Annotated in this window: 21 protein-coding genes; 14 read left to right on the forward strand and 7 right to left on the reverse strand. The window is 68.1% G+C overall.

Going from position 1 to position 23,319, the window contains the following annotated elements; all coding sequences use genetic code 11:
* Positions 1–32 precede the first annotated feature (32 nt).
* Complete coding sequence (locus tag AC5P9I_RS12755; protein ID WP_130768132.1) at positions 33–725, forward strand: COG3650 family protein; 693 nt, start codon at positions 33–35, stop codon at positions 723–725.
* 118 nt (positions 726–843) lie between these two features.
* Here the strand turns inward: AC5P9I_RS12755 and yeiP are convergent, their stop codons facing one another.
* The 5 genes from yeiP to AC5P9I_RS12780 all read right to left on the reverse strand — a co-directional run bounded on the left by yeiP (position 844) and on the right by AC5P9I_RS12780 (position 4,417).
* The gene (yeiP, locus tag AC5P9I_RS12760) at positions 844–1,410 is read right to left on the reverse strand and encodes an elongation factor P-like protein YeiP (RefSeq protein ID WP_005409468.1); all 567 of its coding nucleotides are present in this window, start codon (positions 1,408–1,410) and stop codon (positions 844–846) included.
* 49 nt (positions 1,411–1,459) lie between these two features.
* Entirely contained in the window at positions 1,460–2,230 is a 771-nt protein-coding gene (locus AC5P9I_RS12765) for an SDR family NAD(P)-dependent oxidoreductase (protein ID WP_103282966.1), read from the reverse strand.
* Positions 2,231–2,331: 101 nt separating this feature from the next.
* The gene (locus AC5P9I_RS12770; RefSeq protein WP_064238405.1) at positions 2,332–3,228 is read right to left on the reverse strand and encodes a hydroxymethylglutaryl-CoA lyase; all 897 of its coding nucleotides are present in this window, start codon (positions 3,226–3,228) and stop codon (positions 2,332–2,334) included.
* The gene (locus tag AC5P9I_RS12775; RefSeq protein ID WP_130768131.1) at positions 3,225–3,626 is read right to left on the reverse strand and encodes a VOC family protein; all 402 of its coding nucleotides are present in this window, start codon (positions 3,624–3,626) and stop codon (positions 3,225–3,227) included. Before AC5P9I_RS12775 ends, AC5P9I_RS12770 begins: the two co-directional genes overlap by 4 nt.
* Before the next feature lie 2 nt (positions 3,627–3,628).
* Positions 3,629–4,417: an enoyl-CoA hydratase/isomerase family protein gene (locus AC5P9I_RS12780; protein WP_130768130.1), complete on the reverse strand. Its 789-nt coding sequence runs from the start codon at positions 4,415–4,417 to the stop codon at positions 3,629–3,631.
* 119 nt (positions 4,418–4,536) lie between these two features.
* Here AC5P9I_RS12780 and AC5P9I_RS12785 point away from each other — a divergent pair, with 119 nt between their 5' ends.
* Genes AC5P9I_RS12785 through AC5P9I_RS12795 form a run of 3 tightly spaced genes read left to right on the forward strand, consistent with a single transcriptional unit; the run spans position 4,537 to position 6,898 of the window.
* Complete coding sequence (locus AC5P9I_RS12785; RefSeq protein WP_049464336.1) at positions 4,537–4,791, forward strand: FeoA family protein; 255 nt, start codon at positions 4,537–4,539, stop codon at positions 4,789–4,791.
* A complete protein-coding gene (gene feoB, locus AC5P9I_RS12790; RefSeq protein WP_053462673.1) occupies positions 4,788–6,653 on the forward strand; it encodes a ferrous iron transporter B in 1,866 nt (621 codons plus the stop codon). Before AC5P9I_RS12785 ends, feoB begins: the two co-directional genes overlap by 4 nt.
* Positions 6,653–6,898, forward strand: coding sequence for a DUF6587 family protein (locus tag AC5P9I_RS12795; RefSeq protein ID WP_057495099.1), 246 nt, complete (start codon positions 6,653–6,655; stop codon positions 6,896–6,898). The genes feoB and AC5P9I_RS12795 overlap by 1 nt, the downstream gene beginning before the upstream one ends.
* Before the next feature lie 65 nt (positions 6,899–6,963).
* Here AC5P9I_RS12795 and AC5P9I_RS12800 read toward each other — a convergent pair whose 3' ends face one another.
* On the reverse strand, positions 6,964–7,425 hold the full coding sequence (locus tag AC5P9I_RS12800; protein WP_057495100.1) for a DUF4304 domain-containing protein: 462 nt from the start codon (positions 7,423–7,425) through the stop codon (positions 6,964–6,966).
* Positions 7,426–7,638: 213 nt separating this feature from the next.
* On the opposite strand from AC5P9I_RS12800, the gene dapB reads away from it, so the two are divergent.
* From dapB to AC5P9I_RS12825, 5 genes are all read left to right on the forward strand, one after another.
* Positions 7,639–8,358, forward strand: coding sequence for a 4-hydroxy-tetrahydrodipicolinate reductase (gene dapB, locus AC5P9I_RS12805; RefSeq protein ID WP_130768129.1), 720 nt, complete (start codon positions 7,639–7,641; stop codon positions 8,356–8,358).
* A gap of 309 nt (positions 8,359–8,667) precedes the next feature.
* A complete protein-coding gene (gene carA / locus AC5P9I_RS12810; RefSeq protein ID WP_049464327.1) occupies positions 8,668–9,795 on the forward strand; it encodes a glutamine-hydrolyzing carbamoyl-phosphate synthase small subunit in 1,128 nt (375 codons plus the stop codon).
* A 148-nt stretch (positions 9,796–9,943) separates the two neighbouring features.
* Complete coding sequence (gene carB, locus AC5P9I_RS12815) at positions 9,944–13,186, forward strand: carbamoyl-phosphate synthase large subunit (RefSeq protein WP_049464325.1); 3,243 nt, start codon at positions 9,944–9,946, stop codon at positions 13,184–13,186.
* An 8-nt stretch (positions 13,187–13,194) separates the two neighbouring features.
* Entirely contained in the window at positions 13,195–13,659 is a 465-nt protein-coding gene (gene greA, locus AC5P9I_RS12820) for a transcription elongation factor GreA (RefSeq protein WP_181453298.1), read from the forward strand.
* Between the two features lie 4 nt (positions 13,660–13,663).
* Positions 13,664–14,581 carry a phosphoglycerate mutase gene (locus tag AC5P9I_RS12825; RefSeq protein ID WP_049464323.1) on the forward strand — a complete coding sequence of 306 codons (918 nt, stop codon included), beginning with the start codon at positions 13,664–13,666 and terminating at the stop codon, positions 14,579–14,581.
* 113 nt (positions 14,582–14,694) lie between these two features.
* On the opposite strand, the gene AC5P9I_RS12830 is transcribed toward AC5P9I_RS12825, so the two are convergent.
* Positions 14,695–15,735, reverse strand: a complete 1,041-nt coding sequence (locus tag AC5P9I_RS12830; RefSeq protein WP_049464321.1) for a DUF1176 domain-containing protein — start codon at positions 15,733–15,735, stop codon at positions 14,695–14,697.
* Positions 15,736–15,880: 145 nt separating this feature from the next.
* Here AC5P9I_RS12830 and recJ point away from each other — a divergent pair, with 145 nt between their 5' ends.
* The 5 genes from recJ to AC5P9I_RS12855 all read left to right on the forward strand — a co-directional run bounded on the left by recJ (position 15,881) and on the right by AC5P9I_RS12855 (position 22,897).
* On the forward strand, positions 15,881–17,638 hold the full coding sequence (recJ, locus tag AC5P9I_RS12835) for a single-stranded-DNA-specific exonuclease RecJ (protein WP_235645205.1): 1,758 nt from the start codon (positions 15,881–15,883) through the stop codon (positions 17,636–17,638).
* Positions 17,639–17,781: 143 nt separating this feature from the next.
* On the forward strand, positions 17,782–20,694 hold the full coding sequence (locus AC5P9I_RS12840) for a DUF2135 domain-containing protein (RefSeq protein ID WP_049464320.1): 2,913 nt from the start codon (positions 17,782–17,784) through the stop codon (positions 20,692–20,694).
* A gap of 144 nt (positions 20,695–20,838) precedes the next feature.
* Complete coding sequence (locus AC5P9I_RS12845; RefSeq protein WP_167357713.1) at positions 20,839–21,021, forward strand: hypothetical protein; 183 nt, start codon at positions 20,839–20,841, stop codon at positions 21,019–21,021.
* Positions 20,944–22,069 (forward strand): peptide chain release factor 2 gene (gene prfB, locus AC5P9I_RS12850; RefSeq protein WP_099479803.1). Its coding sequence is split into 2 segments (ribosomal slippage): positions 20,944–21,018 and positions 21,020–22,069, totalling 1,125 coding nucleotides; the frame shifts between segments, so codons are not numbered across the junction. The genes AC5P9I_RS12845 and prfB overlap by 78 nt, the downstream gene beginning before the upstream one ends.
* A gap of 45 nt (positions 22,070–22,114) precedes the next feature.
* Positions 22,115–22,897: a helix-turn-helix transcriptional regulator gene (locus tag AC5P9I_RS12855; RefSeq protein WP_130768128.1), complete on the forward strand. Its 783-nt coding sequence runs from the start codon at positions 22,115–22,117 to the stop codon at positions 22,895–22,897.
* The last annotated feature ends 422 nt before the right edge of the window (positions 22,898–23,319 follow it).

The following is a 23,319-nucleotide window of genomic DNA, read 5'->3' on the forward strand; positions in this document are numbered from 1 at the left end:
GCGTCTCTGTAGTTTCGACAAGGAGTCGAGCCATGCGTGTAGTTCCCAGTCTGTTGGCGGCCTCCCTCGGCTTGGTGCTGGCCGCGTGCCAGCCGGCTCAGGCACCCGCCGCCGGCAATGACACCCCGCCTGCCACGCCGCAGCCGGACCCCGGCGCCAAGGGCGGCGGCAGCGAGACCGCCTATCAATGCGGTGACCTGGGCGTGCGCGCGACCTTCAATGGCGAGGATGCGGCGACCGTGGTGATCGGCGACCGTACCTTCGCCATGACCTCCGAGCGCGCGGCATCCGGCGCCAAGTACAGCGATGGCCAGGGCAACAGCTTCTGGACCAAGGGCAGCGATGACGGCCTGTTGAGCCTGAAGGGCGAGGCCGATCGCGAGTGCCACGCGGTCGAACCCACCGAAGGCGATGGCAGCGCGGGCACGGCCGCGTTCCGCGCCACCGGCAACGAGCCGGGCTGGTTGGCGGTCGTCGATGGCGACGCGCCTGGCCTGCAGGTGGAAGTCGATTATGGCGAGCGCCGCTTCGACGTCGCCCAGCCCACCCGAGGTGCTGACGGATGGAGCGGCAAAGCATCCGATGGCACCGACGTCAAGCTCAGCTTCCAGCGCACCACCTGCCAGGACGACATGAGCGGCGAGGCGTTCGAGGCCAAGGTGAATCTGACCATCGGCACCCGCCAGTACCACGGCTGCGGCAACTTCGGTACACAGCAGCCGTAAGCCTCCTGTGGAGCCGCGCGTGGGCTCGGCTCTATACGGCTGCTGCATCCGATGCGCTGCCCGCTGCCTGCGGTGAACTTGCCGCAGGCAGGGACAGGCTGCCGATCAGCGAAGGTGCTTAGTCGGCGCGGCCGGCGAATTCGCCGGTGGCGGTGTTCACCAGCACGCGTTCACCGTTGACGATGTACTCCGGCACCATGATCTCGATGCCGGTGTTGAGCTTGGCCGGCTTCGGGCGCTTGGTCGCGGTGCCGCCCTTCAGTTCCGGCGGGGTCTCGATCACTTCCAGCACCACCGAGGCCGGCAGCTGGATCGCCACCGGCTGCTCGTCGATCACCTGCACGTAGATGCCGGTCAGGCCGTCGGTGATGTAGCCGGCGTCATCGCCGATCACGTCCGCGTCCAGGGTGTAGGGGGTGTAGTCCTCGTCATCGAGGAACACGAAGGCATCGCCGTCCTTGTACGAATAGGTGGACTGGCGGCGCAGCAGTTCGACCTCGACCAGGTTGTCGTCGGCATCGAAGCTGGCATCGAGCTTGTTGCCGCCCGGCACGCTGTACATGATGAAGCGGAAGCGGACGTTGCCGCCGCGACCCTGCGGCGAGCTGCGCTCGATGTCGCGGATCTGGTACACGCCGTTGTTGTACTCGACGACGTTGCCCTTCTTGATGTCGTTGGCTTTCATGGTGATCTAGGTCGTTGGGGGAGGGCGCCGTCCCGGCGCCCGGGGGGAATCACTTCGGAGCGAGGCGGGTGGCGCCGTCCAGGCGGATGGTCTCGCCGTTGAGGTAGGTGTTGCCGAGGATGAAGCCGACCAGGCTGGCGAAGTCTTCCGGCTTGCCCAGCCGCGACGGGAACGGGATCGAGGCGGCCAGCGACTGCTGCACGGCTTCGGGCATGCCATCGACCATCGGCGTCCAGAACACGCCCGGGGCGATGGTGTTGACGCGGATGCCGAAGCGCGACAGCTCGCGCGCCATCGGCAGCGTCATCGACACCACGCCGCCCTTGCTGGCCGCATACGCGGCCTGGCCGATCTGGCCTTCATAGGCGGCGATGCTGGCGGTGTTGATGATCACGCCGCGCTCGCCGTCTTCGCCGGCGTCGTTGTGCTGCATGCGGTTGGCCGCGGCCTTGGCCACGTTGAAGCTGCCGACCAGGTTGACCATCACCGTGCCCTGGAAAGCGGCCAGCGGCATCGGGCCTTCCTTGCCCAGCACGCGGCCGGCGCCGAGGATGCCGGCACAGTTCATCGCCACGTTCAGGCCGCCGAGAAAATCGTGGGCCTGGTCGATGGCCGCAGCCACGGCCGACTCATCGCTGACGTTGACGTTGAAATAGCGGGCCTTGTCGGCACCCAGTGCGGTGACGGCGGCAGCGCCCTTGTCATCGTTGAGGTCGAACAGGGCCACCTTGCCGCCCTGGGCGACGAGGTGCTGGGCCACGGCCAGGCCGAGGCCGGAGACGCCGCCAGTGATCACGGCACGTACGGAAGACAGCTGCATTGAACGGTCCTGCAGGTTCGAGAACCGCCGATTCTAACGGAAGCGGCGACCGCCGCCGTTGTGCACTGCGCCGCCCCGGCAGGAGCGGCGCAGCGGGGTGCTCAGCCGGTCGCTGCCAGCGCCTGTCCGGTGCGGCTGGCGGTGGCGCGGCCGAGCAGGCCAGCCAGCCAGCGGCCGGTCTCGGCCAGTGCCGGCAGGTCCACGCCGCTGTCCAGGCCCAGGCCCTGCAGCAGGTAGACCACGTCCTCGCTGGCGACGTTGCCGCTGGCCCCCTTCGCATACGGGCAGCCACCGGCACCGGACACGGCGCTGTCGACCACACGCACGCCTTCTTCCAGGCAGGTGGCGATGTTGGCGATGGCCTGGCCGTAGGTGTCGTGGAAGTGCACGGCCAAGGCGTCCATCGGGATCTCGGCAGCGACCGCCTGCAGCATCGCCCGTGCCTTGCGCGGGGTGCCGACGCCGATGGTGTCGCCCAGCGAGATTTCGTAACAGCCCATCTGGTGCAGCGCGCGCGCTACCCGCACCACGTCGGCCAGCGGCACCTCGCCCTGGTAAGGGCAGCCGAGCACGGTGGAAACGTAGCCGCGCACGCGCACGCCATCGGCGGCGGCGCGGCGCAGGATCGGCTCGAACCGGGCCAGCGATTCGTCGATGCCGGCATTGGTGTTGGTGCGGTTGAAGGCCTCGGACGCAGCGGTGAACACCGCCACTTCCTCCACGCCCACCGCGCGGGCGCGGTCGTAGCCCTGTTCGTTCGGCACCAGCACCGGGTAGTGGATGCCGGGCCGGCGCTGGATGCCGGCGTAGACCTCGGCGGCGTCCGCCAGCTGCGGGATCCACTTCGGGCTGACGAAACTGGTCGCCTCGATGCTGCGCAGGCCGGTGGCCGACAGGCGGTTGATCAGTTCGATCTTGTCGGCGGTGGACACCGACTGCTTTTCGTTCTGCAGGCCGTCACGCGGGCCGACCTCGACGATGCGGACGTAGTCGCTCATGCGGCCACCCCGGCGGCGGGGAGGTGGCAGACCGCTTCGATGTTGTTCCCGTCCGGGTCGAGCACGAAGGCAGCGTAGTAATCCGGGTGGTACCACGGGCGCAGGCCCGGGGCGCCGTTGTCGCGGCCACCGGCGGCGAGGGCAGCGGCGTGGAAGGCGTCCACCTGCGCGCGGCGGGCGCAGGCGAAGGCCACGTGCACGCCGTGGCTGGCGGTGCCGCCATTGCCGAGCCAGAAGAACGGCTTGCCGTCGCTGCCGAAGCCGACGTGGTCGTGGTCGCCGGTCTGTTCGGCGCTCACTTCCATCACCACGCCGATCTGCAGCGGCGCCAGCGCCTGCAGGAAGAAGGTCTTGCTGCGCGCCAGGTCGGCGCTGGTCAAACCAAGATGATCGAGCATGTTCAGGCTTCCGTGACCCAATGGGGGGCGCGCTTGTCGAGGAAGGCGCCCAGGCCTTCCTGGCCCTCGGCGGAGACCCGCAGGCGCGCGATCAGGGCCGCATTATCGCGATCCAGGGCGTCGCGGTCATGGCTGTCCCGGACCTGCCGCACCAGCTGCTTGGCGGTGGACGAGGCGATCGGGCCGGCCTTGTCGAGCAGCGCCAGCTGGCGTTCCAGCGCCTCGTCCAGGCGCTCGGGCTCGACCAGCTGATGGACCAGGCCGATGCGCAGCGCGGTGTCGGCATCGAAGTGCTCGCCGGTGGCGAACCAGCGACGGGCCTGGCGGGGGCCGATGGCCTCGATCACATAGGGCGAGATGACGGCGGGCAGCAGGCCCAGGCGGCTTTCGGTCAGGCCGAAGCGGGCCGCGGTGCTGGCGATGGCGATGTCGCAGCAGGCGACCAGGCCGACACCGCCGCCGAAGGCCGCGCCGTGGACCCGTGCCAGGGTCGGCTTGGGCAGCTCGTCCAGGGTGCGCATCAGCCGTGCCAGGGCCAGCGAGTCCTCGCGGTTGTCGGCTTCGCTGGCCGCCGCCATGCCGCGCATCCACTGCATGTCGGCACCGGCCGAGAAGGAGGCGCCGTGACCGGCCACCACCACGGCCCGGATCGAATCGTCGCGCCCGGCGGCCTCCAGCGCGGCGGTCAGCCGGGCGATCAGGCTGGCGTCGAAGGCGTTGTGCAGCTCCGGCCGGTTCAGCCAGAGGGTGAGGACGGCGCCGCGGCGCTCGATCTGCAAAGCATCGTTCATGGGATTCCAGAGTCACTCCATACCTGTATGGATCATAGCGGGCCGTTGGTCATGGGCCATGACGCGACGCGGGAATGTTAGAATCGAGAACCATTTACATCCAGCAGAGAACACGCTAGATGACGCTGTCCGAACTGCCGCTGCACACCTCGGCCGTGGTCGAGTCCGTGCAGGACCTGCATGCCAACGATGCCATTGCCCGTCGCCTGCGCGAGCTGGGTTTCGTGAATGGCGAGGAAGTACGCCTGGTGGCCAAGGGTCCGGTGGGGGGCGAGCCGCTGCTGGTGCAGGTCGGGTTCACCCGGTTCGCGCTGCGGATCAGTGAAGCCAAGCGCGTCGTGGTCGACGCCGTCAGTCAGGAACGCCGTGCATGACCGTTACTGCCTCCTCCGCCCCGCTGCGCATCGCACTGGTCGGTAACCCCAACAGTGGCAAGACCGCGCTGTTCAACCAGCTGACCGGCAGCCGGCAGAAAGTCGCCAACTACACCGGCGTCACCGTCGAGCGCAAGGAAGGCCGCCTGCGTGCGCCGTCCGGCCGTGAATTCGCCGTGCTCGACCTGCCGGGCGCCTACAGCCTGCATCCGGCCAGCCTGGACGAGGCGATCACCCGTGACCTGTGCCGGGGCTTCTACCCGGGCGAAGCGGCGCCGGACGTGCTGCTGTGCGTGATCGACGCCACCAACCTGCGCCTGCACCTGCGCTTCGCGCTGGAGCTGCGCGAACTGGGCAAGCCGATGGTGGTGGCCCTGAACATGGTCGACGCGGCCCAGCGCCGTGGCATCCAGGTGGACGTGGCCGCGCTCGAGCGCGAGCTGGGCGTACCGGTGGTGGAGACCGTGGCGGTGCGCAAGCAGGGGGCCAGGGCCCTGGTCGAGCGCCTGGACGCGATGGTGCCGCACCTGGATGCACCGGTGCCGGGCCCGGAAGGTGGCATCGATTACCACGCCAGGGTGCGCGAGATCCTGTCAGTCGCCGTGCGGATGCCGGCCCGGACCGCGAAGATCGACGACGCACTGGACCGCTGGCTGCTGCACCCGGTGTTCGGGCTGATCAGCCTGGCGGTGGTGATGTTCCTGATCTTCCAGGCCGTGTACGCGTGGGCGACGCCGCTGATGGACGGCATCGAGGCTGGCTTCGCCTGGCTCGGTACTCTCGTTGGCAGCGTGTTGCCGGAGGGCCCGCTGGCCAGCCTGCTGACGGACGGCATCATCGCCGGCGTCGGTGGCGTGGTGGTGTTCCTGCCGCAGATCCTGATCCTGTTCTTCTTCATCCTGGTGCTGGAGGAATCCGGCTACCTGCCGCGTGCGGCGTTCCTGCTCGACCGCATGATGGCCGCCGCCGGCCTGTCCGGCCGCTCGTTCATCCCGCTGCTGTCCAGCTTCGCCTGCGCGGTGCCGGGCATCATGTCCACGCGCAGCATCCAGGACCCGCGTGACCGCCTGGCCACCATCCTGGTCGCACCGCTGATGACCTGCTCGGCGCGCCTGCCGGTGTATGCGCTGCTGATCGGTGCGTTCATTCCGCAGAAGACGGTGTGGGGGGTGTTCAACCAGCAGGGCCTGGTCCTGTTCGGCCTGTACGCGGCCGGCATCCTCAGTGCGCTGGCGATGTCGTGGATCATGAAGAAGTGGCGCCGCGACAAGAGCGAGCACCCGCTGATGCTGGAGCTGCCGTCCTACCGGCTGCCGCACGTGCGTGACCTGGCGGTGGGCCTGTATGAGCGCGGCATGATCTTCCTCAAGCGCGTCGGCGGCATCATCCTGGCGCTGACCATCCTGCTGTGGGTGCTGCTGTCGTTCCCGGCGGCCCCGGTCGATGCCACCCTGCCGGCGATCGACTACAGCTACGCGGGCCGGATCGGCCATGCGATGGCCGTGTTCTTCGCGCCGCTGGGCTTCAACTGGCAGATCTGCATCGCGCTGATTCCGGGCCTGGCCGCGCGTGAGGTCGCGGTGTCGTCGCTGGCGACGGTGTATGCGCTGTCGGCGGCCGACGACGATGCCGCCAGCCAGGCACTGACCCCATTGATCAGCGACGGCTGGTCGCTGGCCACGGCCCTGTCGCTGCTGGTCTGGTACATCTACGCCCCGATGTGCATCTCGACGCTGGCCACCATCAAGCGCGAGACCAACTCGTGGAAGCAGATGGGCTTCGCGGCGTTCTACCTGTTCGCGGCGGCCTATGTGGCCGCGCTGATCACCTACCAGGTGACCAGGGCGCTGGGAGGCGGCTGATGGATACCGGGCTGCTGGTCCAGTACCTGATCATCGCGGTGGCCGTGCTGGTCAGTGCCTGGGTGGTGCTGAAGAAGCAGTTCCCCGGGACCGTGCGCACGCTGCGCGGGGCGCTGGCGCTGGCCCTGCTGAAGCCGGGCCGCGCGGCCTGGGCGCAGGCGCTGGGGCGAAAGATCGCGCCGCCGGCAACGGGTAGTGGTGGCGCCTGTGGCGGTTGCGACAGCTGCGGTCCGACCAAGAAGTAGCGTCGAGCCATGCTCGGCGGCGGCCGCCGGGTGGGTGCGAACCTTGGTTCGCACGCTCTCAGTGTTCAGACCTCTCTGCGGATGATCGCCCGGAAGTTCCCGTCCCGGTTCAGGCGCCGCACCGACGCGCGGTTTCCATGGGCTGCTGCGAAACCCGCCACGTCCGCCAGGGCATCGAGCAGCAGGGCCTTCAATGCGTCGCGATTGCCGGCCTCGAGCAGATCTTCAAGATCCTGCTGGATGAAGGCCCGGCGCAGGCCCGGCGTTTCTTCGATCCGCCAGTCGACATGGGGCGTGGGAATGCTGGAGCGGTACCGGAAGGCCGTTTCAAGATCGTCAGGCGCGAGCGGATACGCGAGCAGCTCCGGAAAGTAGAGTCCAGCATTCACATAGAAGCCCCGGCTTTCGCTGGCGCGCTGGTGATTCACGACAAGCAGCGCGGCATCCAACAAGCGGTAGCGGGTCGTCGACGTCCCGGCAAAGCCGGTCTTCCTGGCGCACTTGCTGAAGACGGTCGAGGATTTCATGGGTGTTGCCCCGGCTGAAGGGAGGGCCACAGACTTGAAGCGGAGCGTTGCCGCGTCCAGTGGCAAACCCGTCACCGCCGGAGTCGAACGGCCTGACAGGTGCGCGCAGGCAACACCGTGCGTCGCGAGGAATGAGCGCCCTCAATCAAAGAGCATGCAGCGTCACAGCGATGGCGCTTGCCGGAGCGGGCGTGCTGCCGCTAGCCTGCAGGCATGAACCAGACTCCCCTGCGATTGCTCATTCACGGCGCCTCCGGGCGCATGGGCCAGGCCCTGCTGCGGCTGGCCGCCGAACATCCCGAAACCCTGCAGATGGTGGCTGCGGTGACCGGCCGTGCGCCGGCGCAGCGCGTAGTCGACGGCGTGCCGTTCTTCGGTGCCAGCGAACTGCCCGGCGCGCCGGTGTTCGACGTGGCGATCGACTTCAGCCTGCCGGAGGGCTTCGACCCGCTGCTGGCGCTGTGCGTGGAGCGTGGGGCCGGGCTGGTGTCGGGCACCACCGGCATCTCCAGCACGCAGCGCCAGGCGCTGGAGGCGGCAGCGGCGAAGATTCCGCTGGTCTGGGCCTCGAACTTCAGCCTGGGCGTGGCGGTACTGGACGAGCTGGTCGAGCGCGCGGCGCAGGCGCTGCCCGGCTGGGACTGCGACATCGTCGAATCGCACCACACCCAGAAGAAGGACGCGCCGTCGGGCACCGCGCTGACCCTGGGTGCGGCCGCGCAGCGGGGTGGGGCGGAGCCGCACTACGCCAGCCTGCGTGCAGGCGACATCGTCGGCGAGCACTTGGTCCAGTTCACCGGGCTGGGCGAGCGCATCGAGCTGGTGCATCGGGCCACCAACCGCGACATCTTCGCCCGCGGCGCCCTGTTCGCCGCCCGCCAGCTGCAGGGCCGGGCCCCGGGCAGCTACCGGGTGCGGGACCTGCTGGCGTAAGGCGGTAGTGCCGGCCGCTGGCCGGCAACCTTGGGTTACGGGGCGCCAATGGGATTGCCGGCCAGCGGCCGGCACTATCCGGTAGCGGTTGCCGCATACGCCGCCGGATTGAAATGAATGCGCAATCGCCTGTTCATGAAGCGCGATAACCGCTGGCGCGAGCGCCCCGGCAGCGCTACAATTCGCACTCGCCGAATCACGAAAGCCGGACCGGTCCCAGACCGTACGTCCGCGCTTTTTTGCAACCGGATTTCCGTGAAGCGCAGGCGTGACTTCGGCAGCCCCCTCGGTAGCCAAAGTGAGATTCCCGTGACCCAAGCCGCAATCCTCGTCCTCGAAGACGGCACCGTATTCGAGGGCGAATCCGTAGGCGCGCCCGGCCTGTCCGTCGGTGAGGTGGTGTTCAACACCGCCATGACCGGCTATCAGGAAGTTCTGACCGACCCGTCCTACGCCCGGCAGATGGTCACGCTGACCTATCCGCATATCGGCAACACCGGCATGACCGACCAGGACGATGAAGCGTCCAAGGTGTGGTCGGCCGGCCTGATCGTGCGCGATGTTCCGCGCCGTCCCAGCAACTGGCGCAGCCAGGTGTCGCTGCAGGACTGGCTGATCCAGCGTGGCGTGGTTGCCATCGCCGGCATCGACACCCGCAAGCTGACCCGCATCCTGCGCGAGAAGGGCGCGCAGAACGGTGCGCTGATGGCCGGCGACATCGACGTGGAAAAGGCACTGGAAGCCGCCCGCAAGTTCCCGGGCCTCAAGGGCATGGATCTGGCCAAGGTCGTCACTACCGAGAAGACCTACACCTGGACCGAGGGCCAGCTGGACCTGGATGCCAATGCCTTCGTCAGCGTGCCGGCCCGGTTCAAGGTCGTTGCCTATGACTTCGGCGTGAAGACCAACATCCTGCGCATGCTGGCCGAGCGCGGCTGCGAAGTGACCGTTGTGCCGGCGCAGACCCCGGCCGCCGAAGTGCTGGCACTGAAGCCGGACGGCGTGTTCCTGTCCAACGGCCCGGGTGACCCGGAGCCGTGTGACTACGCCATCGAAGCGATCAAGACCTTCATCGACGTGAAGATCCCGACCTTCGGCATCTGCCTGGGCCACCAGCTGCTGGGCCTGGCCTCGGGCGCGCAGACCATGAAGATGGGCCACGGCCACCACGGTGCCAACCACCCGGTGCAGGACCTGGACAGCGGGCGGGTGATGATCACCTCGCAGAACCACGGTTTCGCGATCGATGAAGCAACCCTGCCGCCGACCCTGCGCGTGACCCACCGTTCGCTGTTCGACGGCACCAACCAGGGCGTCGCCCGCACCGACGTGCCGGCGTTCTCGTTCCAGGGCCATCCGGAAGCGTCGCCGGGCCCGCACGACGTCGGTCCGCTGTTCGACCGCTTCGTGGTGCTGATGGAGCAGGCCAAGGCGTGATCAGTACGCCGCCGGCCTGCCGGTGGCGTCGCGATGGACCGTAAACCCCGCATCGCTGCTGCCCCCGGCGCGGCGCTGCGGATCAAGATTCCTGATCGACAGCGTGCGATCACCCCCCTTGTCACGCTGTACTGACTTAGAGAAGAAAATGCCCAAGCGCACTGACCTCAAGACCATCCTCATCATCGGTGCTGGCCCGATCGTCATCGGCCAAGCCTGCGAGTTCGACTACTCCGGCGCCCAGGCCTGCAAGGCCCTGCGCGACGAGGGTTACCGCGTGGTGCTGGTCAACAGCAATCCGGCCACGATCATGACCGACCCGGAGATGGCCGACGCCGTCTACATCGAGCCGATCAACTGGCAGACGGTCGAGAAGATCATCGCCAAGGAAAAGCCCGACGCGCTGCTGCCGACCATGGGTGGCCAGACCGCGCTGAACTGCGCGCTGGACCTGGCCGACAACGGCGTGCTGGAGAAGTACAACGTCGAACTGATCGGCGCCAAGCGCGAAGCGATCCGCATGGCCGAAGACCGCGAGCTGTTCCGCGTGGCCATGGGTGAGATCGGCCTGGAATGCCCGACCGCCGCCGTCGCCCACACCCTGGACGAAGCGCTGGAAATCCAGACCCGCGTCGGCTACCCGACCATCATCCGCCCCAGCTTCACCCTGGGCGGCAGCGGTGGCGGCATTGCCTACAACCGCGAAGAGCTGGTCGAGATCGTCAGCCGCGGCCTCGAACTGTCGCCGACCACCGAAGTGCTGGTGGAAGAGTCGGTGCTGGGCTGGAAGGAGTTCGAGATGGAAGTGGTCCGCGACACTGCGGACAACTGCATCATCGTCTGCTCGATCGAGAACCTGGACCCGATGGGCGTGCACACCGGTGACTCGATCACCGTGGCGCCGGCGCAGACCCTGACCGACAAGGAATACCAGCGCCTGCGCGATGCCTCCATCGCCGTGCTGCGCAAGATCGGCGTCGATACCGGTGGCTCGAACGTGCAGTTCGGCATCAACCCGAAGACCGGCCGCGTGGTCGTCATCGAGATGAACCCGCGCGTGTCGCGTTCCTCGGCGCTGGCCTCCAAGGCCACCGGCTTCCCGATCGCCAAGGTCGCCGCCAAGCTGGCCGTGGGCTACACCCTGGACGAACTGAAGAACGAGATCACCGGCGGCCTGACCCCGGCCTCGTTCGAGCCGTCCATCGACTACGTCGTCACCAAGATCCCGCGCTTCGCCTTCGAGAAGTTCCCGGCCGCCGACGCCCGCCTGACCACCCAGATGAAGTCGGTGGGCGAGGTGATGGCGATGGGCCGCACCTTCCAGGAGTCGGTGCAGAAGGCCCTGCGTGGCCTGGAGACCGGCAAGGTCGGCTTCGATCCGACCGGGCTGGACCTGTCCAACGAAGACGACCTGCAGACCCTGCGCCGCGAGCTGAAGGCGCCCGGCCCGGAGCGCCTGTTCTTCGTCGCCGATGCGTTCCGCGCCGGCATGAGCGTGGAAGAGATCTACGCGCTGTCGTTCATCGATCACTGGTTCCTGGACCAGATCGAGGAAATCATCGCTGCAGAAGGAGAAGTCGCTGCCGGTGGCATCGACGCGCTGGACGCCGCACGCCTGCGCAAGCTGAAGCGCGCTGGCTTCTCCGACGCGCGCCTGGCGCAGCTGACCGGCACCAACGAAGCCGCCATCCGCGCGCTGCGTCGTGCGCACAAGGTGCGCCCGGTCTACAAGCGCGTGGACTCCTGCGCCGGCGAGTTCTCCACCGGCACCGCCTACCTGTACTCGACCTACGAGGACGAGTGCGAGGCCGCGCCGAGCAACCGCGACAAGATCATGATCCTGGGCGGTGGCCCGAACCGCATCGGCCAGGGCATCGAGTTCGACTACTGCTGCGTGCACGCGGCACTGGCGCTGCGCGAGGATGGCTATGAAACCATCATGGTCAACTGCAACCCGGAGACCGTGTCGACCGACTACGACACCTCCGACCGCCTGTACTTCGAACCGCTGACCCTGGAAGACGTGCTGGAAATCGTCGAACTGGAGCAGCCGAAGGGCGTGATCGTGCAGTACGGCGGCCAGACCCCGCTGAAGCTGGCGCGCGCGCTGGAAGCCAACGGCGTGCCGGTGATCGGCACCAGCCCGGACTCGATCGATCTGGCCGAAGACCGCGAGCGCTTCCAGCAGCTGGTCGACAAGCTGGGCCTGAAGCAGCCGCCGAACCGCATCGCCCGCAACGACCAGGAAGCCCTGCTGCTGGCCCGCGAGATCGGCTACCCGCTGGTGGTGCGCCCGAGCTACGTGCTGGGTGGCCGTGCGATGGAAATCGTCTACGGTGAAGCCGACCTGGCCCGCTACGTGCGCGACGCGGTGAAGGTGTCCAACGATTCGCCGGTGCTGCTGGACCGCTTCCTCGACAACGCCGTCGAGTGCGACGTCGACATCATTGCCGACAAGGACGGCAACGTCCTGATCGGTGGCGTGATGGAGCACATCGAAGAAGCCGGCGTGCACTCGGGCGATTCCTCGTGCTCGCTGCCGCCGTACTCGCTGTCGGCTGAAACCCAGGCCGAGCTGCGCCGCCAGGTGGTGGAGCTGGCCAAGGCCCTGAACGTGGTCGGCCTGATGAACACCCAGTTCGCGATCCAGACCAGCGACGAAGGTGCCGACACCATCTACCTGCTGGAAGTGAACCCGCGTGCCTCGCGCACCGTGCCGTTCGTGTCCAAGGCCACCGGCATGCCGCTGGCCAAGATCGCCGCCCGCTGCATGGCCGGCAAGACGCTGGCCGAGCAGGGCGCGACCAAGGAAATCGTGCCGGACTACTACTCGGTGAAGGAAGCGATCTTCCCGTTCGCCAAGTTCCAGGGCGTCGACCCGATCCTCGGGCCGGAGATGCGCTCCACCGGTGAGGTGATGGGCGTGGGCCGCAGCTTCAACGCCGCCTTCGCGCGTGCGCAGGAAGCGGGTGGCATCAAGGCACCGCCGGTCGGCAAGGCGTTCGTCTCGGTGCGTGATCCGGACAAGAAGCGCGTGCTGCCGGTGGCCAAGGCGCTGCTGGCGCGTGGCTACAGCCTGGTCGCCACCCGTGGCACCGCCGCCTGGCTGCAGCAGCACGGCATGGACTGCGAGATCATCAACAAGGTGGTCGAAGGCCGTCCGCACATCGTCGACTCGATCAAGAACGGCGAGATCGTCTACATCGTCAACACGACCGAAGGTCGTTCGGCGATCAACGACTCGTTCTCGATCCGTCGCGAGGCGCTGCAGCATCGCGTCACCTACTCGACCACCATTGCCGGCGCCAAGGCGCTGGTGGATTCACTGGAATTCCGCGGCACCGGTCCCGTCTGGTCGCTGCAGGAGCTGCACAAGGAGTTGAATGCATGAGAGCCCCCATCACCATGAAGGGCGCGCAGAAGCTGCGCGACGAACTGGATCACCTGAAGTCGGTCAAGCGCCCGAAGGTGATCGCCGCGATCGCCGAAGCGCGCGAGCATGGCGACCTGAAGGAGAACGCCGAGTACCACGCCGCGCGCGAGGAACAGGGCTTCATCGAAGGCCGCATCAAGCAGCTGGAAGGCGAGCTGTCGCACGCCGAGATCATCGACGTGAGCAAGCTCAATGCCGGCTCCAAGGTGGTGTTCGGCGCCAGCGTGACCCTGGCCGACGTGGAAACCGACGAAGAGAAGAAGTACCAGATCGTCGGTGACCTAGAGGCGGACATCAAGCAGGGCCTGATCGCGATTTCCTCGCCGGTGGCGCGCGCGATGATCGGCAAGCTGGAAGGCGATTCGATCGTGATCGACGCCCCGGCCGGCCAGCGCGAGTACGAGATCGTCAGCGTCAGCTACGTGGACTGACCGGGTGGCGACGGCGACCCTGCTGTTGCCGGCGCGCAGCCGCTTTGCCGCGGCGGCGTTGCCGGACGATGTGGCACGCGCGCTCGGCCGTGCCACGACCGTGCAGGTCGCGCCGGGCGAACGCGCGCAGCTGTCACGCCATTTCTCGGTCGCCGCGCCGCACTGGCCGGTGGCCGCGCTGACCCGCCAGCGCGATGTCGGCGATGCCGCTGGCGCCAGCTGGCTGCGTGCCGATCCGGCCTGCATGGTGCCGGACATGCATGGCGCGCGGATGATGGCCTACGGCGAAACGCTGCGGCCTACGCTGGCCGACAGCCTGGCGTTGCTGCCGGTGCTGCAACCCTTGTTCGCCGATGCCGGGTTCGTGCTCGATGCGCCTGATCCTTCGCGCTGGTACCTGCGCCTGCCGATCGACGTGGTCCTGCCGGACTTCGACAGCCCGGACGAGGTGCTGGGCGATGACCTGTTCTCGCACCTGCCGGAAGGCGAGGGCGGCCGCCGCTGGCGGGCGCTGATGACCGAGGCGCAGGTGCTGCTGCACAACCATTCCTGGAACCAGCAGCGCGCCGCGCAGGGACAGCAGCCGATCAATTCGCTGTGGTTCTGGGGCGGTGGCGTGATGCCGGTGTCGGTCAGCACGCCGCACGCGCAGGTGCGCAGCCGCGACGCGCTGCTGCAGGGCCTGGCCCTGGCCGCCGGTGTGGCGGTCGACGGCGAGCAGGCGGTGGACGCACTGGTTGATCTGCGCCAGCTGCGTTCGCTGCAGCAGCTCGGCAACGATGCGATCCGGCCGTTGCTGGCCGCGCTGAAGCGTGGCGAACTGCAACGGCTGGTGCTGGATTTCGAGGACGGTCTGCAGTTCCAGCTCGACCGCGGCCAGCGCTGGCAGTTCTGGAAGAAGCCGCGCCAGCTCCACGACTGATCGGGGCCTCGGCCGAGCGGGATCGGATCCGTTTGCCATCGGAAAATGGCTCTGACCCCGATGTTTCCCGGGGTTGCCGGCCAGCGGCCGGCACTACCGCAGGTAGCGGCGCCTCAACGAACCTCGCTGACCACCGTCGGCAGCGTCCAGTGCCCGCCCGCTACGCCCCGGCACTGCCCGGTAGTGAACGCACTGGCCTTCACGAAACGCGTTCCATCCCAGACCCAGTCGTGGCCGGAGATGCAGTCGCCGACGCCGCGCCCGCGAAAACGACCGCTCAACGTAGCGTCGTCGCGATCGAAGTCTTCCGCATCGGACGTGACGAAGCGTGCTTCGTACGGCGCCTTGTCCTGCACTACCCAGTAGCCGCTGCTGAAGTTGTAGGCACCCATGAAGCAGCTGGTGCTTGCCAGCACATGCTGGGCGTCCAGTCGCTGGATCTCGATCTCATCTGTCCCGCCCTCGCTCAGGCGGCCGCACTCATCCGGCTTCGGCAGGCTGGCGATCAGTGCCTTGCGCAGGCCCGGTGCTTTCGCCAGTGCCGCGTCGAAGGCGCGCGGAGCCACCAGCGTGCCGCGCATGATCACTGGCACCGGCAATGCCGCAGGCACGCTCGCTTCGGGCTTGTCGCCACGCCGCACCAACGCACCGGGCGTGCCCAGCCGGCCCTGGGCCTCGTCCATCTTCAGCAGTACGGCCGCTGCACCGCTGTCGGAGATCGGCCACGCCTTGCCCTTGCCGTCGATGATCTCGATGCGTGCCTGGCGCGGCAGTGCGGCGACCAGTGCATCGGTCTGTGCCTGCTGCAACAACACTTTGTCCCCGTCGCCCGTGTCGCGCACCGGGCCCAGGTCCTTGCCGTTCAGGCGCAGGCGCAGCGCTCCGGCCGGCGTCGCGCTTTCGCCATCCTCGCCATTGCGCAGCCGCGCGAGCACCTTCGTACCCGGGCCGCCCGCGCGTTCCAGCATCAGGCTGAGCAGGTTGCCGGGTTGTTCCGGACTGTAGCCGGCGGCGCGGCAGGTGCGGGTGTTGTCACAGGCCAGCGACCAGTCGTTGTGCTGGAACTGCACGCCGGCCTTCGGTTCGGGCGTGGCGGCGTGGGTGGCCGGGGCCAGGGCGAGGCCCAGCAGCGCGGGAAGGAGCGTGCGATGCATGCGTTGAAGTCCATTTCCGGGCCGACAAGCATGGAAGATATGCTGGCAAATTCCAAATGCTCGCGATCGGGGTGGAGCCTCCTGCGGGCAGAGAGATCCGACCCCGCGCTATCATGGGGATGTCTTCCGCAACCCGGCGATGCCGATGTCCCTTGCCGCCGATGCTGCGCACTCCTCCTCCGATACGCCGATGATCCGCCGCCGCGATGCGGTCGTACCCGGCAGCTGGCCAGAGGGCACGCTGCCACTGCTGGCGCGCCTGTATGCCAGCCGTGGCGCAGGTACGCCAGAGCTGGCGCTGCCGAAATTGGGCAGCCTCCACGCGCCGGAGCTGCTGACCGGCATCGATGATGCGGTGGGTCTGCTGATCGAGGCCATCGCCAATGACAGGCGCATCCTGGTGGTCGGCGATTTCGATTGCGATGGCGCCACCGCCTGTGCGGTCGGCGTGCGCGGCCTGCGCATGCTCGGCGCGCAACACGTCTTCCACGCGGTGCCGAACCGCATGGTGCATGGCTATGGCCTGTCGCCGTCGCTGGTGGAGGAACTGGCCGCGCTGCAGCCGGACCTGCTGGTGACCGTCGATCACGGCATCGCCTGCCATGCGGGCGTGACCGCGGCCAAGGCGCGTGGCTGGCAGGTGCTGGTCACCGACCATCACCTTCCCGGGCCGCAGCTGCCGCCGGCCGATGTCATCGTCGATCCCAATCTCGACGGTGATGCCTTCCCCAGCAAGTCACTGGCCGGCGTCGGGGTGATCTTCTACGTGCTGATGGCGCTGCGCCGGCACATGCGCGAGGCCGGCGTCTTCGCCGATGGCAAGGGGCCGGACCTGACCACGCTGCTGGACCTGGTGGCGGTCGGCACCGTCGCCGACCTGGTGGCGCTGGATCCGAACAACCGGGCACTGGTCAGCGCGGGCCTGCGGCGCCTGCGCGCGGGGCAGGGCTGTGTCGGCCTGCGTGCGCTGATCGAAGCCAGTGGCCGTGATGCCGCGCGGCTCACTGCCACCGACATCGGCTTCGCGCTCGGCCCGCGCCTGAATGCCGCGGGCCGGCTGGAAGACATGGCGCTGGGCATCGCGCTGCTGCTGACCGAAGACCCGCGCCAGGCGCGCGAGATCGCGCAGACGCTGGAGCAGATCAACTCAGAACGCCGTGCGGTGCAGCAGTCGATGACCGATGGCGCCGAGCAGGCGTTGACCCGCGTGGTGCTCGACATGTCGGGGCAGCGACCGGTGGCGGCCTGCCTGTTCGATGCCGACTGGCATCCGGGTGTGGTCGGCCTGGTCGCGTCGAAGATGAAGGATCGCCTGCATCGCCCGGTGATCGCCTTCGCGCCGGCCGAACCCGGCGCCGACACCCTGCGAGGCTCGGCGCGCTCCATTCCCGGCCTGCACATCCGTGACGCCCTGGCGCTGGTCGATGCGCGCCACCCGGGCCTGATCGAACGCTTCGGTGGCCACGCCATGGCGGCCGGCCTCAGCCTGTGGCGTGACCACGTCGATGACTTCAAGGCCGCCTTCGCCGCGGTGGTGCTGGAGATGCTCGATCCGGCGGCACTGCAGCAGCAGGTGCTCAGTGACGGCGAGCTGGCCGCGGACGAGCTGGACCATCGCCACGCCGATGCGTTGCGCCTGGCCGGGCCGTGGGGCCAGGGTTTCCCCGAGCCGCTGTTCGACGGCCACTTCGAAGTGGCCAACTGGCGCGTGCTGAAGGAGCGTCACCTGAAGCTGGAACTGCGCCTGCCCGGCGTACCCGGCACGATCAACGCCATCCATTTCGGCGGCTGGCACGGCAACGCGCCATCACGTCACGTCCACCTGGCCTACCGGCTGGCCTGCGATGACTACCGTGGCGGCAGCGCCATCCAGCTGATCGTGGAGCATTGCCTGCCCGCATAGAAAAAGGGGACGGAGGGGATTAAGCCGCTTTTGCCTTGTACGCCAATTGCGACTTAATCCCCTCCGTCCCCTTTTTGGGGGGCGCCAACCCCGTTACGGTTGCTGGTGCGTTCAACGCTCCACGATCCCACTGGAGTCCGGTCATGGTCTTCACCCGTTGCTGCACCGTATTGCTGCTGGCCCTTGCGGCCTGGCCCGCTGGCGCGCAGTCGCCGCCGATCTCCCGGCCGCAGGCTGCCACGCCGCTGCTGATCGCGCCGGCGGCTGAGCAGCCGGTTCAATTACGACAAGCCCGCATCGAAGGCGAAGTGCAGGCCGGCATCGCCCAGACCCGGATCACGCTGGAATTCCACAACCCCAACCGGCGGGTACTGGAGGGCGAGCTGCAGTTCCCCCTGGCCGATGGCCAGCAGATCAGCGGCTTCGCGCTGGATATCAACGGCGAGATGCGTGACGCGGTGCCGGTGCCCAAGGACCGCGGCCGCCAGGTGTTCGAGGAGATCGCCCGTCGTGGCGTCGACCCGGGGCTGCTGGAACAGACCGCCGGCAACCAGTTCCGGCTGCGCATCTATCCGCTGCCGGCCGGCGGCAGCCGGCGCGTGCAGCTGGTGATCCGCGAGTCGTTGGCCTTCGCCGGCCAAGGCTGGCAGTGGATACTGCCGCTGCAGTTCGCCGCCGGTGCAGCCTCGGTTGAGCTGAAACTGCAGGCCCCCGGCGCGACTACTGCAGGTACGGCACCCTTCCGCATCAGCGCGGGCCAGCTGCAGTGGCAGGGCAGGGGTGCGCAGCTGCCGCAGCAACTGCAGTGGAGCCTGCCGGCAGCCCGCCAGGCACAGGTGCAGGTGGCGCCCTGGCAGGACGGCCATTACCTGCTGGCGCAGCTGCCGCTGGCGGCCAGCAGCACGCCGCGCACGCTGCCCAGCGAGATCGGGCTGCTGTGGGACGGTTCCGGCTCGGCGGGCCAGCGCGATCGCACACGTGAGTTCGCCCTGCTGGATCGCTATTTCGCTGCGCTGGGTGACGGCACCGTGGCGTTGACCGTGCTGCGGGATCGCGCCGAGCCGGTGCGTCGATTCCGTATCCGCGCCGGCAACTGGAGCGAGCTGCGCGCAGCCCTGCAGGCCGTGCGCCCGGACGGTGCCAGCGCGCTGGCGCAGTGGCAGCCGCAATCGAGCGTGAAGGAATACATGCTGTTCAGCGATGGCCTGCTGACCTATGGGCCGGAACAGCTGCCGGCGATGGCGCCGGATCAACGCCTGTTTGCGGTCAGCAGCGCCGGCGCGCGCACCGATGCCGTGCGACTGCGGGGTTGGAGTGAGGCGCATGGCGGCCGTTTCGTCGCGCTGGGCAAGGATGTCGACGCGGCCGCGCATGCGCTGCTGGCGTCGCCGTTGGATGTGCAGGTCGATGCGGGGCGCGGCGTGCAGGACGTGGTCATCGACCGTCGCAGTGAAGCCCAGGGTTGGCTGTGGCTGCATGCACGACTGGCAGCCGACGGCGTGCCGATGCGGGTGCGCGTGGGTGGCGGCGAATGGCAGGCGCTGCCGGCCACGCAGAAAGGCGATGACGGCGAACTGCTGGCCGGCCTGTGGGCGCAGGCGCGCCTGCAGCAACTGGCCGTCGACCGCCGCGGCAACCGCGAGGCCATGCAGCGCCTGTCACAGCAGTTTGGCCTGGTCGGGCCGGACACCTCGTTGATCGTGCTGGAGACGCTGGAGGATTACCTGCGCTATGCCATCCGTCCGTCCGGCAAGCTGCGCGCGGACTACGATGCGCGGTTCGCACGGCAGGTGACTGACCGCGCTGCTGCCGATCGCGAGCGCCTGGACCAGGTGGCTGCGCGCTGGAAGGAGCGCCAGCAGTGGTGGAGCCGCAGCTGGCCGAAGGGTGCGCCGCCGCGGGCCAAGGAAGCAGCGCTGCACGTTGCTTCGGCCGACTATCCTGCCGAGTCAGCGCCGATGGCGATGCTCGTCGCACCGGCGCCCGCGGCACCGCCCGCGCCTGCACCGATGTCCGCGGCGGCAGAACAGCGCATGCAGGCCAGCAGCGCACGCGCGCGTCGTCCGGCGCCCGCGTCGGAGAATGCACTGGATTCGATTGTGGTCACCGGCGGCTCGGTCGATGCCGCTGCAGCCGCCAACGATGGCCAGCTCGGCATCCAGCTGGCGGCCTGGCAGCCGGACTCGGCCGTCGCCCGGCGCCTGCGCCAGGGGCCGCCGTCGCAGCTCTATGACCGCTATCTGGCCGAGCGCGATGCCCACGCCGACAGCAGCGCGTTCTTCCTTGATGTGGCCGACCTGCTGCTGGAGCAGGGCCAGCGCGAGCTGGCGCTGCGGGTGCTGTCGAACCTGGCCGAGATGGAGCTGGACAACCGCCACCTGCTGCGCGTGCTCGGTTACCGGCTGATGCAGGCCGACGCGCCCGCGCTGGCGGTGCCGGTATTCGAGCAGGTGCTGGCGATGGGCCAGGAGGAACCGCAGAGCTTCCGTGACCTGGGCCTGGCACTGGCAGCGGCCGGCCAGCCGCAGCAGGCCCTGGCGCCGCTGTACCAGGTGGTGGTGCGGCCGTGGGACAGCCGCTTTGACGGCATCGCGCTGGTTGCCCTGGATGAGCTGACCAACCTGGTGGCACGCAGCACGCCGCGGCTGGATACCTCGGCCATCGACCCGCGCCTGCTGCAGGCAATGCCGCTGGACCTGCGCGTGGTGCTGTCCTGGGATGCCGACAACAGCGACATGGACCTGTGGGTGACCGACCCGAACGGCGAGCGCGCGTACTACGGCAATCGCCTGACCTACCAGGGCGGGCAGATGTCGGAGGACTTCACCGGTGGCTATGGACCTGAGCAGTTCTCGCTGCGCAACGCCAAGCCGGGCAGGTACAAGGTGGAGGCCAACTACTTCGGCAGCCGCCAGCAGCTGGTCACCGGTGCCACCACGCTCATGCTGCGCCTGACCACCCACTGGGGTACGCCGAAGCAGAAGGACCAGAGCGTGACGATGCGGCTGAAGGACCGTGCCGAGACCGTGCTGGTAGGCGAGTTCGAGGTGAAGTAGTGATCGGCTGGCGGCCGCGGTCCGGTGGGTTGGGCCGGGGACACCGTCGTCGGCCGCAGAGCATCGATGCCCTGCGGGGGGGGCGGCTGCCGCTCAGCCGCTCCCGGCCCATGGCGGCCATCGCCCGGTCCGGAGGCTGCGGCGGTGGACCACGCTCGCGCCCGCCCGCAGCCTGCCCGGGCCCTCATTCCGGGCACCCGCCGCCTGCGGTATCATTACCAGTCATCTTTTGAATGTACGACCGCCGACATGATCGAACTGAATCCTGTCCGCCAGCGCATCACCGATCTGACCGATCGCGTGCTGTCGCTTCGGGGGTATCTTTGACTACGACGCCAAGAAAGAGCGTCTTGAAGAAGTAACGCGGGAGCTGGAAAGCCCCGACGTCTGGAACAACGCCGAATACGCCCAGAACCTGGGCCGCGAGCGTTCCAGCCTGGAAAAGACCGTGGGCGGCATCGCCTCGGTGCTCGATGGCCTGAACGACGCCACCGAGCTGCTGGAGCTGGCCGAGTCCGAGCAGGACGAGGAAACCGCTCTGGCCGTGGTCGCCGACCTCGACAAGCACCAGGCGCACGTGGAGAAGCTGGAGTTCCAGCGCATGTTCTCCGGCGAGATGGACAATGCGGCCGCGTTCGTCGACATCCAGGCCGGTGCCGGTGGTACCGAAGCCCAGGACTGGGCCGAGATCCTGCTGCGCATGTACCTGCGCTGGTGTGAATCGCGTGGCTGGAAGACCGAGCTGATGGAAGTCTCCGGCGGCGACGTTGCTGGCATCAAGTCGGCCACGCTGCGCGTGGAAGGCGACTATGCCTATGGCTGGCTGAAGACCGAGACCGGTGTGCACCGCCTGGTGCGCAAGTCGCCGTTCGACTCGGACAATCGCCGCCACACCAGCTTCACCTCGGTGTTCGTGTCGCCGGAAATCGACGACAACATCGACATCACCATCAACCCGGCCGACCTGCGTACCGACGTGTACCGTTCGTCCGGTGCCGGTGGCCAGCACGTGAACAAGACCGAGTCGGCGGTGCGCATCACCCACATCCCGACCAACATCGTCGTGGCCTGCCAGACCGGCCGCAGCCAGCACCAGAACCGCGACAACGCGATGAAGATGCTGGCCGCCAAGCTGTACGAGCTGGAGATCCAGAAGCGCAACGCCGAGAAGGACGCGGTGGAAGCCACCAAGTCCGACATCGGCTGGGGCAGCCAGATCCGCAACTACGTGCTCGACCAGAGCCGTATCAAGGACCTGCGTACCGGCATCGAGCGCTCGGATACGCAGAAGGTGCTCGACGGCGACCTGGACGAGTTCGTCGAGGCCAGCCTCAAGGCCGGCCTGGCCGTGGGCTCCAAGCGCGTCGATGCCTGATCGACGCGCCTGCGCGGATAGCATCGCCTTCCGCAACGGAGGGCGATGATGCGCAGCGAAAGTGAACGCAAGGAACTGGGCGGCTTCCTCAGGGCCTGCCGCGCCCGTGTCGACCCCGCCACGCTCGGCCTGCCGGCCGGGCGCCGGCGTACCCCGGGCCTGAAACGCGAGGAAGTCGCGCTGGCGATCGGGGTCAGCGTCAGCTGGTACACCTGGATCGAGCAGGGCCGTGAAGTGCGCGCCTCGCCCGTGGTGCTGGAGCGGCTGGCGCAGGTGCTGCGCATGAGCGACGACGAGCGCGCCTATGCGTTTGCGCTGTCCGGCTACGGCGTGCCGCTGGAGTCGCCGGACGAGAGCGTGACCGATGGCCTGCGCCAGTTGGTGGAGGCGATGCAGCCGATCCCGGCCTACGTGCGCAACACCCGCTTTGACATCCTGGCCTGGAATCCGGCCATTGCCGATCTGTTCGTGGATTACAGCCAGTTGGCGCCGCATGAGCGCAACACGCTGCGGCTGATGTTCCTGTACCCGCCGTACCGCACGTTGATCCTCAACTGGGAAGAAATGACCCGTGGCCTGCTGGCCGGCTTCCGCGCGGCGATGGCGCAGGCGCCGGACAAGGCGCCGTTCCTGGCGCTGGTCGAGGACCTCGCCGCGCACAGCGAAGAATTCCGCCAGTGGTGGCCGGAGCACGACGTGCGCCGGTTCGATGAGGGTGCGAAGAAGCTGAACCATCCCACGCGCGGGCTGCTGGACCTGCAGTACGTGGCGCTGGTGCCGGAGAGCCGGCACGATCTTTCCCTGGTGACCTACCTGCCGCGAAAGTAGGGCTGTTCGGCAGGGCTTGCAGCCCTGCACCCGCGGTAGTGCCGGCCGCTGGCCGGCAACCTCAGAAGCAACAACAACAGCGGGCATTCCGTGGGATGGCGGGGCGGTGTGGGTTGGCAGGACACGCCGTAAACCCATCCTTGGGGGCTCGATGGCGCCATCCATGGCGCCAACGGTCCTGCCAACCCACACCGCCCCGCCTTTGACAGTTTCCGCGCGGCTGTTGGTGGGTGTCGACGTTGGTCGACACATCTGTCAGATATCGAAAGAAGTTCCCAAGAGTATTTCCGGCAGATCGCGGAAAACCGTCGAAGGCGGGGTGGGTCCGGTTGCGGGAGTGTCCGCGGCATGGATGCCGCGGCCAAGCCCCCAAGGACGGGTTTACGGCGTCTCCCGCAACCGGACGCACCTCGCCATCCCAC

It is taken from the genome of Stenotrophomonas sp. YJH_SMC_29, from assembly GCF_059371235.1.

Bases quoted from the DNA above. Each gene is read 5' to 3' on its own strand.
- AC5P9I_RS12755 (WP_130768132.1), top strand. From the start codon at position 33: ATGCGTGTAGTTCCCAGTCTGTTGGCGGCCTCCCTCGGCTTGGTGCTG.
- yeiP (WP_005409468.1), bottom strand. From the start codon at position 1,410: ATGAAAGCCAACGACATCAAGAAGGGCAACGTCGTCGAGTACAACAAC.
- AC5P9I_RS12765 (WP_103282966.1), bottom strand. From the start codon at position 2,230: ATGCAGCTGTCTTCCGTACGTGCCGTGATCACTGGCGGCGTCTCCGGC.
- AC5P9I_RS12770 (WP_064238405.1), bottom strand. From the start codon at position 3,228: ATGAGCGACTACGTCCGCATCGTCGAGGTCGGCCCGCGTGACGGCCTG.
- AC5P9I_RS12775 (WP_130768131.1), bottom strand. From the start codon at position 3,626: ATGCTCGATCATCTTGGTTTGACCAGCGCCGACCTGGCGCGCAGCAAG.
- AC5P9I_RS12780 (WP_130768130.1), bottom strand. From the start codon at position 4,417: ATGAACGATGCTTTGCAGATCGAGCGCCGCGGCGCCGTCCTCACCCTC.
- AC5P9I_RS12785 (WP_049464336.1), top strand. From the start codon at position 4,537: ATGACGCTGTCCGAACTGCCGCTGCACACCTCGGCCGTGGTCGAGTCC.
- feoB (WP_053462673.1), top strand. From the start codon at position 4,788: ATGACCGTTACTGCCTCCTCCGCCCCGCTGCGCATCGCACTGGTCGGT.
- AC5P9I_RS12795 (WP_057495099.1), top strand. From the start codon at position 6,653: ATGGATACCGGGCTGCTGGTCCAGTACCTGATCATCGCGGTGGCCGTG.
- AC5P9I_RS12800 (WP_057495100.1), bottom strand. From the start codon at position 7,425: ATGAAATCCTCGACCGTCTTCAGCAAGTGCGCCAGGAAGACCGGCTTT.
- dapB (WP_130768129.1), top strand. From the start codon at position 7,639: ATGAACCAGACTCCCCTGCGATTGCTCATTCACGGCGCCTCCGGGCGC.
- carB (WP_049464325.1), top strand. From the start codon at position 9,944: ATGCCCAAGCGCACTGACCTCAAGACCATCCTCATCATCGGTGCTGGC.
- AC5P9I_RS12830 (WP_049464321.1), bottom strand. From the start codon at position 15,735: ATGCATCGCACGCTCCTTCCCGCGCTGCTGGGCCTCGCCCTGGCCCCG.
- recJ (WP_235645205.1), top strand. From the start codon at position 15,881: ATGTCCCTTGCCGCCGATGCTGCGCACTCCTCCTCCGATACGCCGATG.
- AC5P9I_RS12840 (WP_049464320.1), top strand. From the start codon at position 17,782: ATGGTCTTCACCCGTTGCTGCACCGTATTGCTGCTGGCCCTTGCGGCC.
- AC5P9I_RS12855 (WP_130768128.1), top strand. From the start codon at position 22,115: ATGATGCGCAGCGAAAGTGAACGCAAGGAACTGGGCGGCTTCCTCAGG.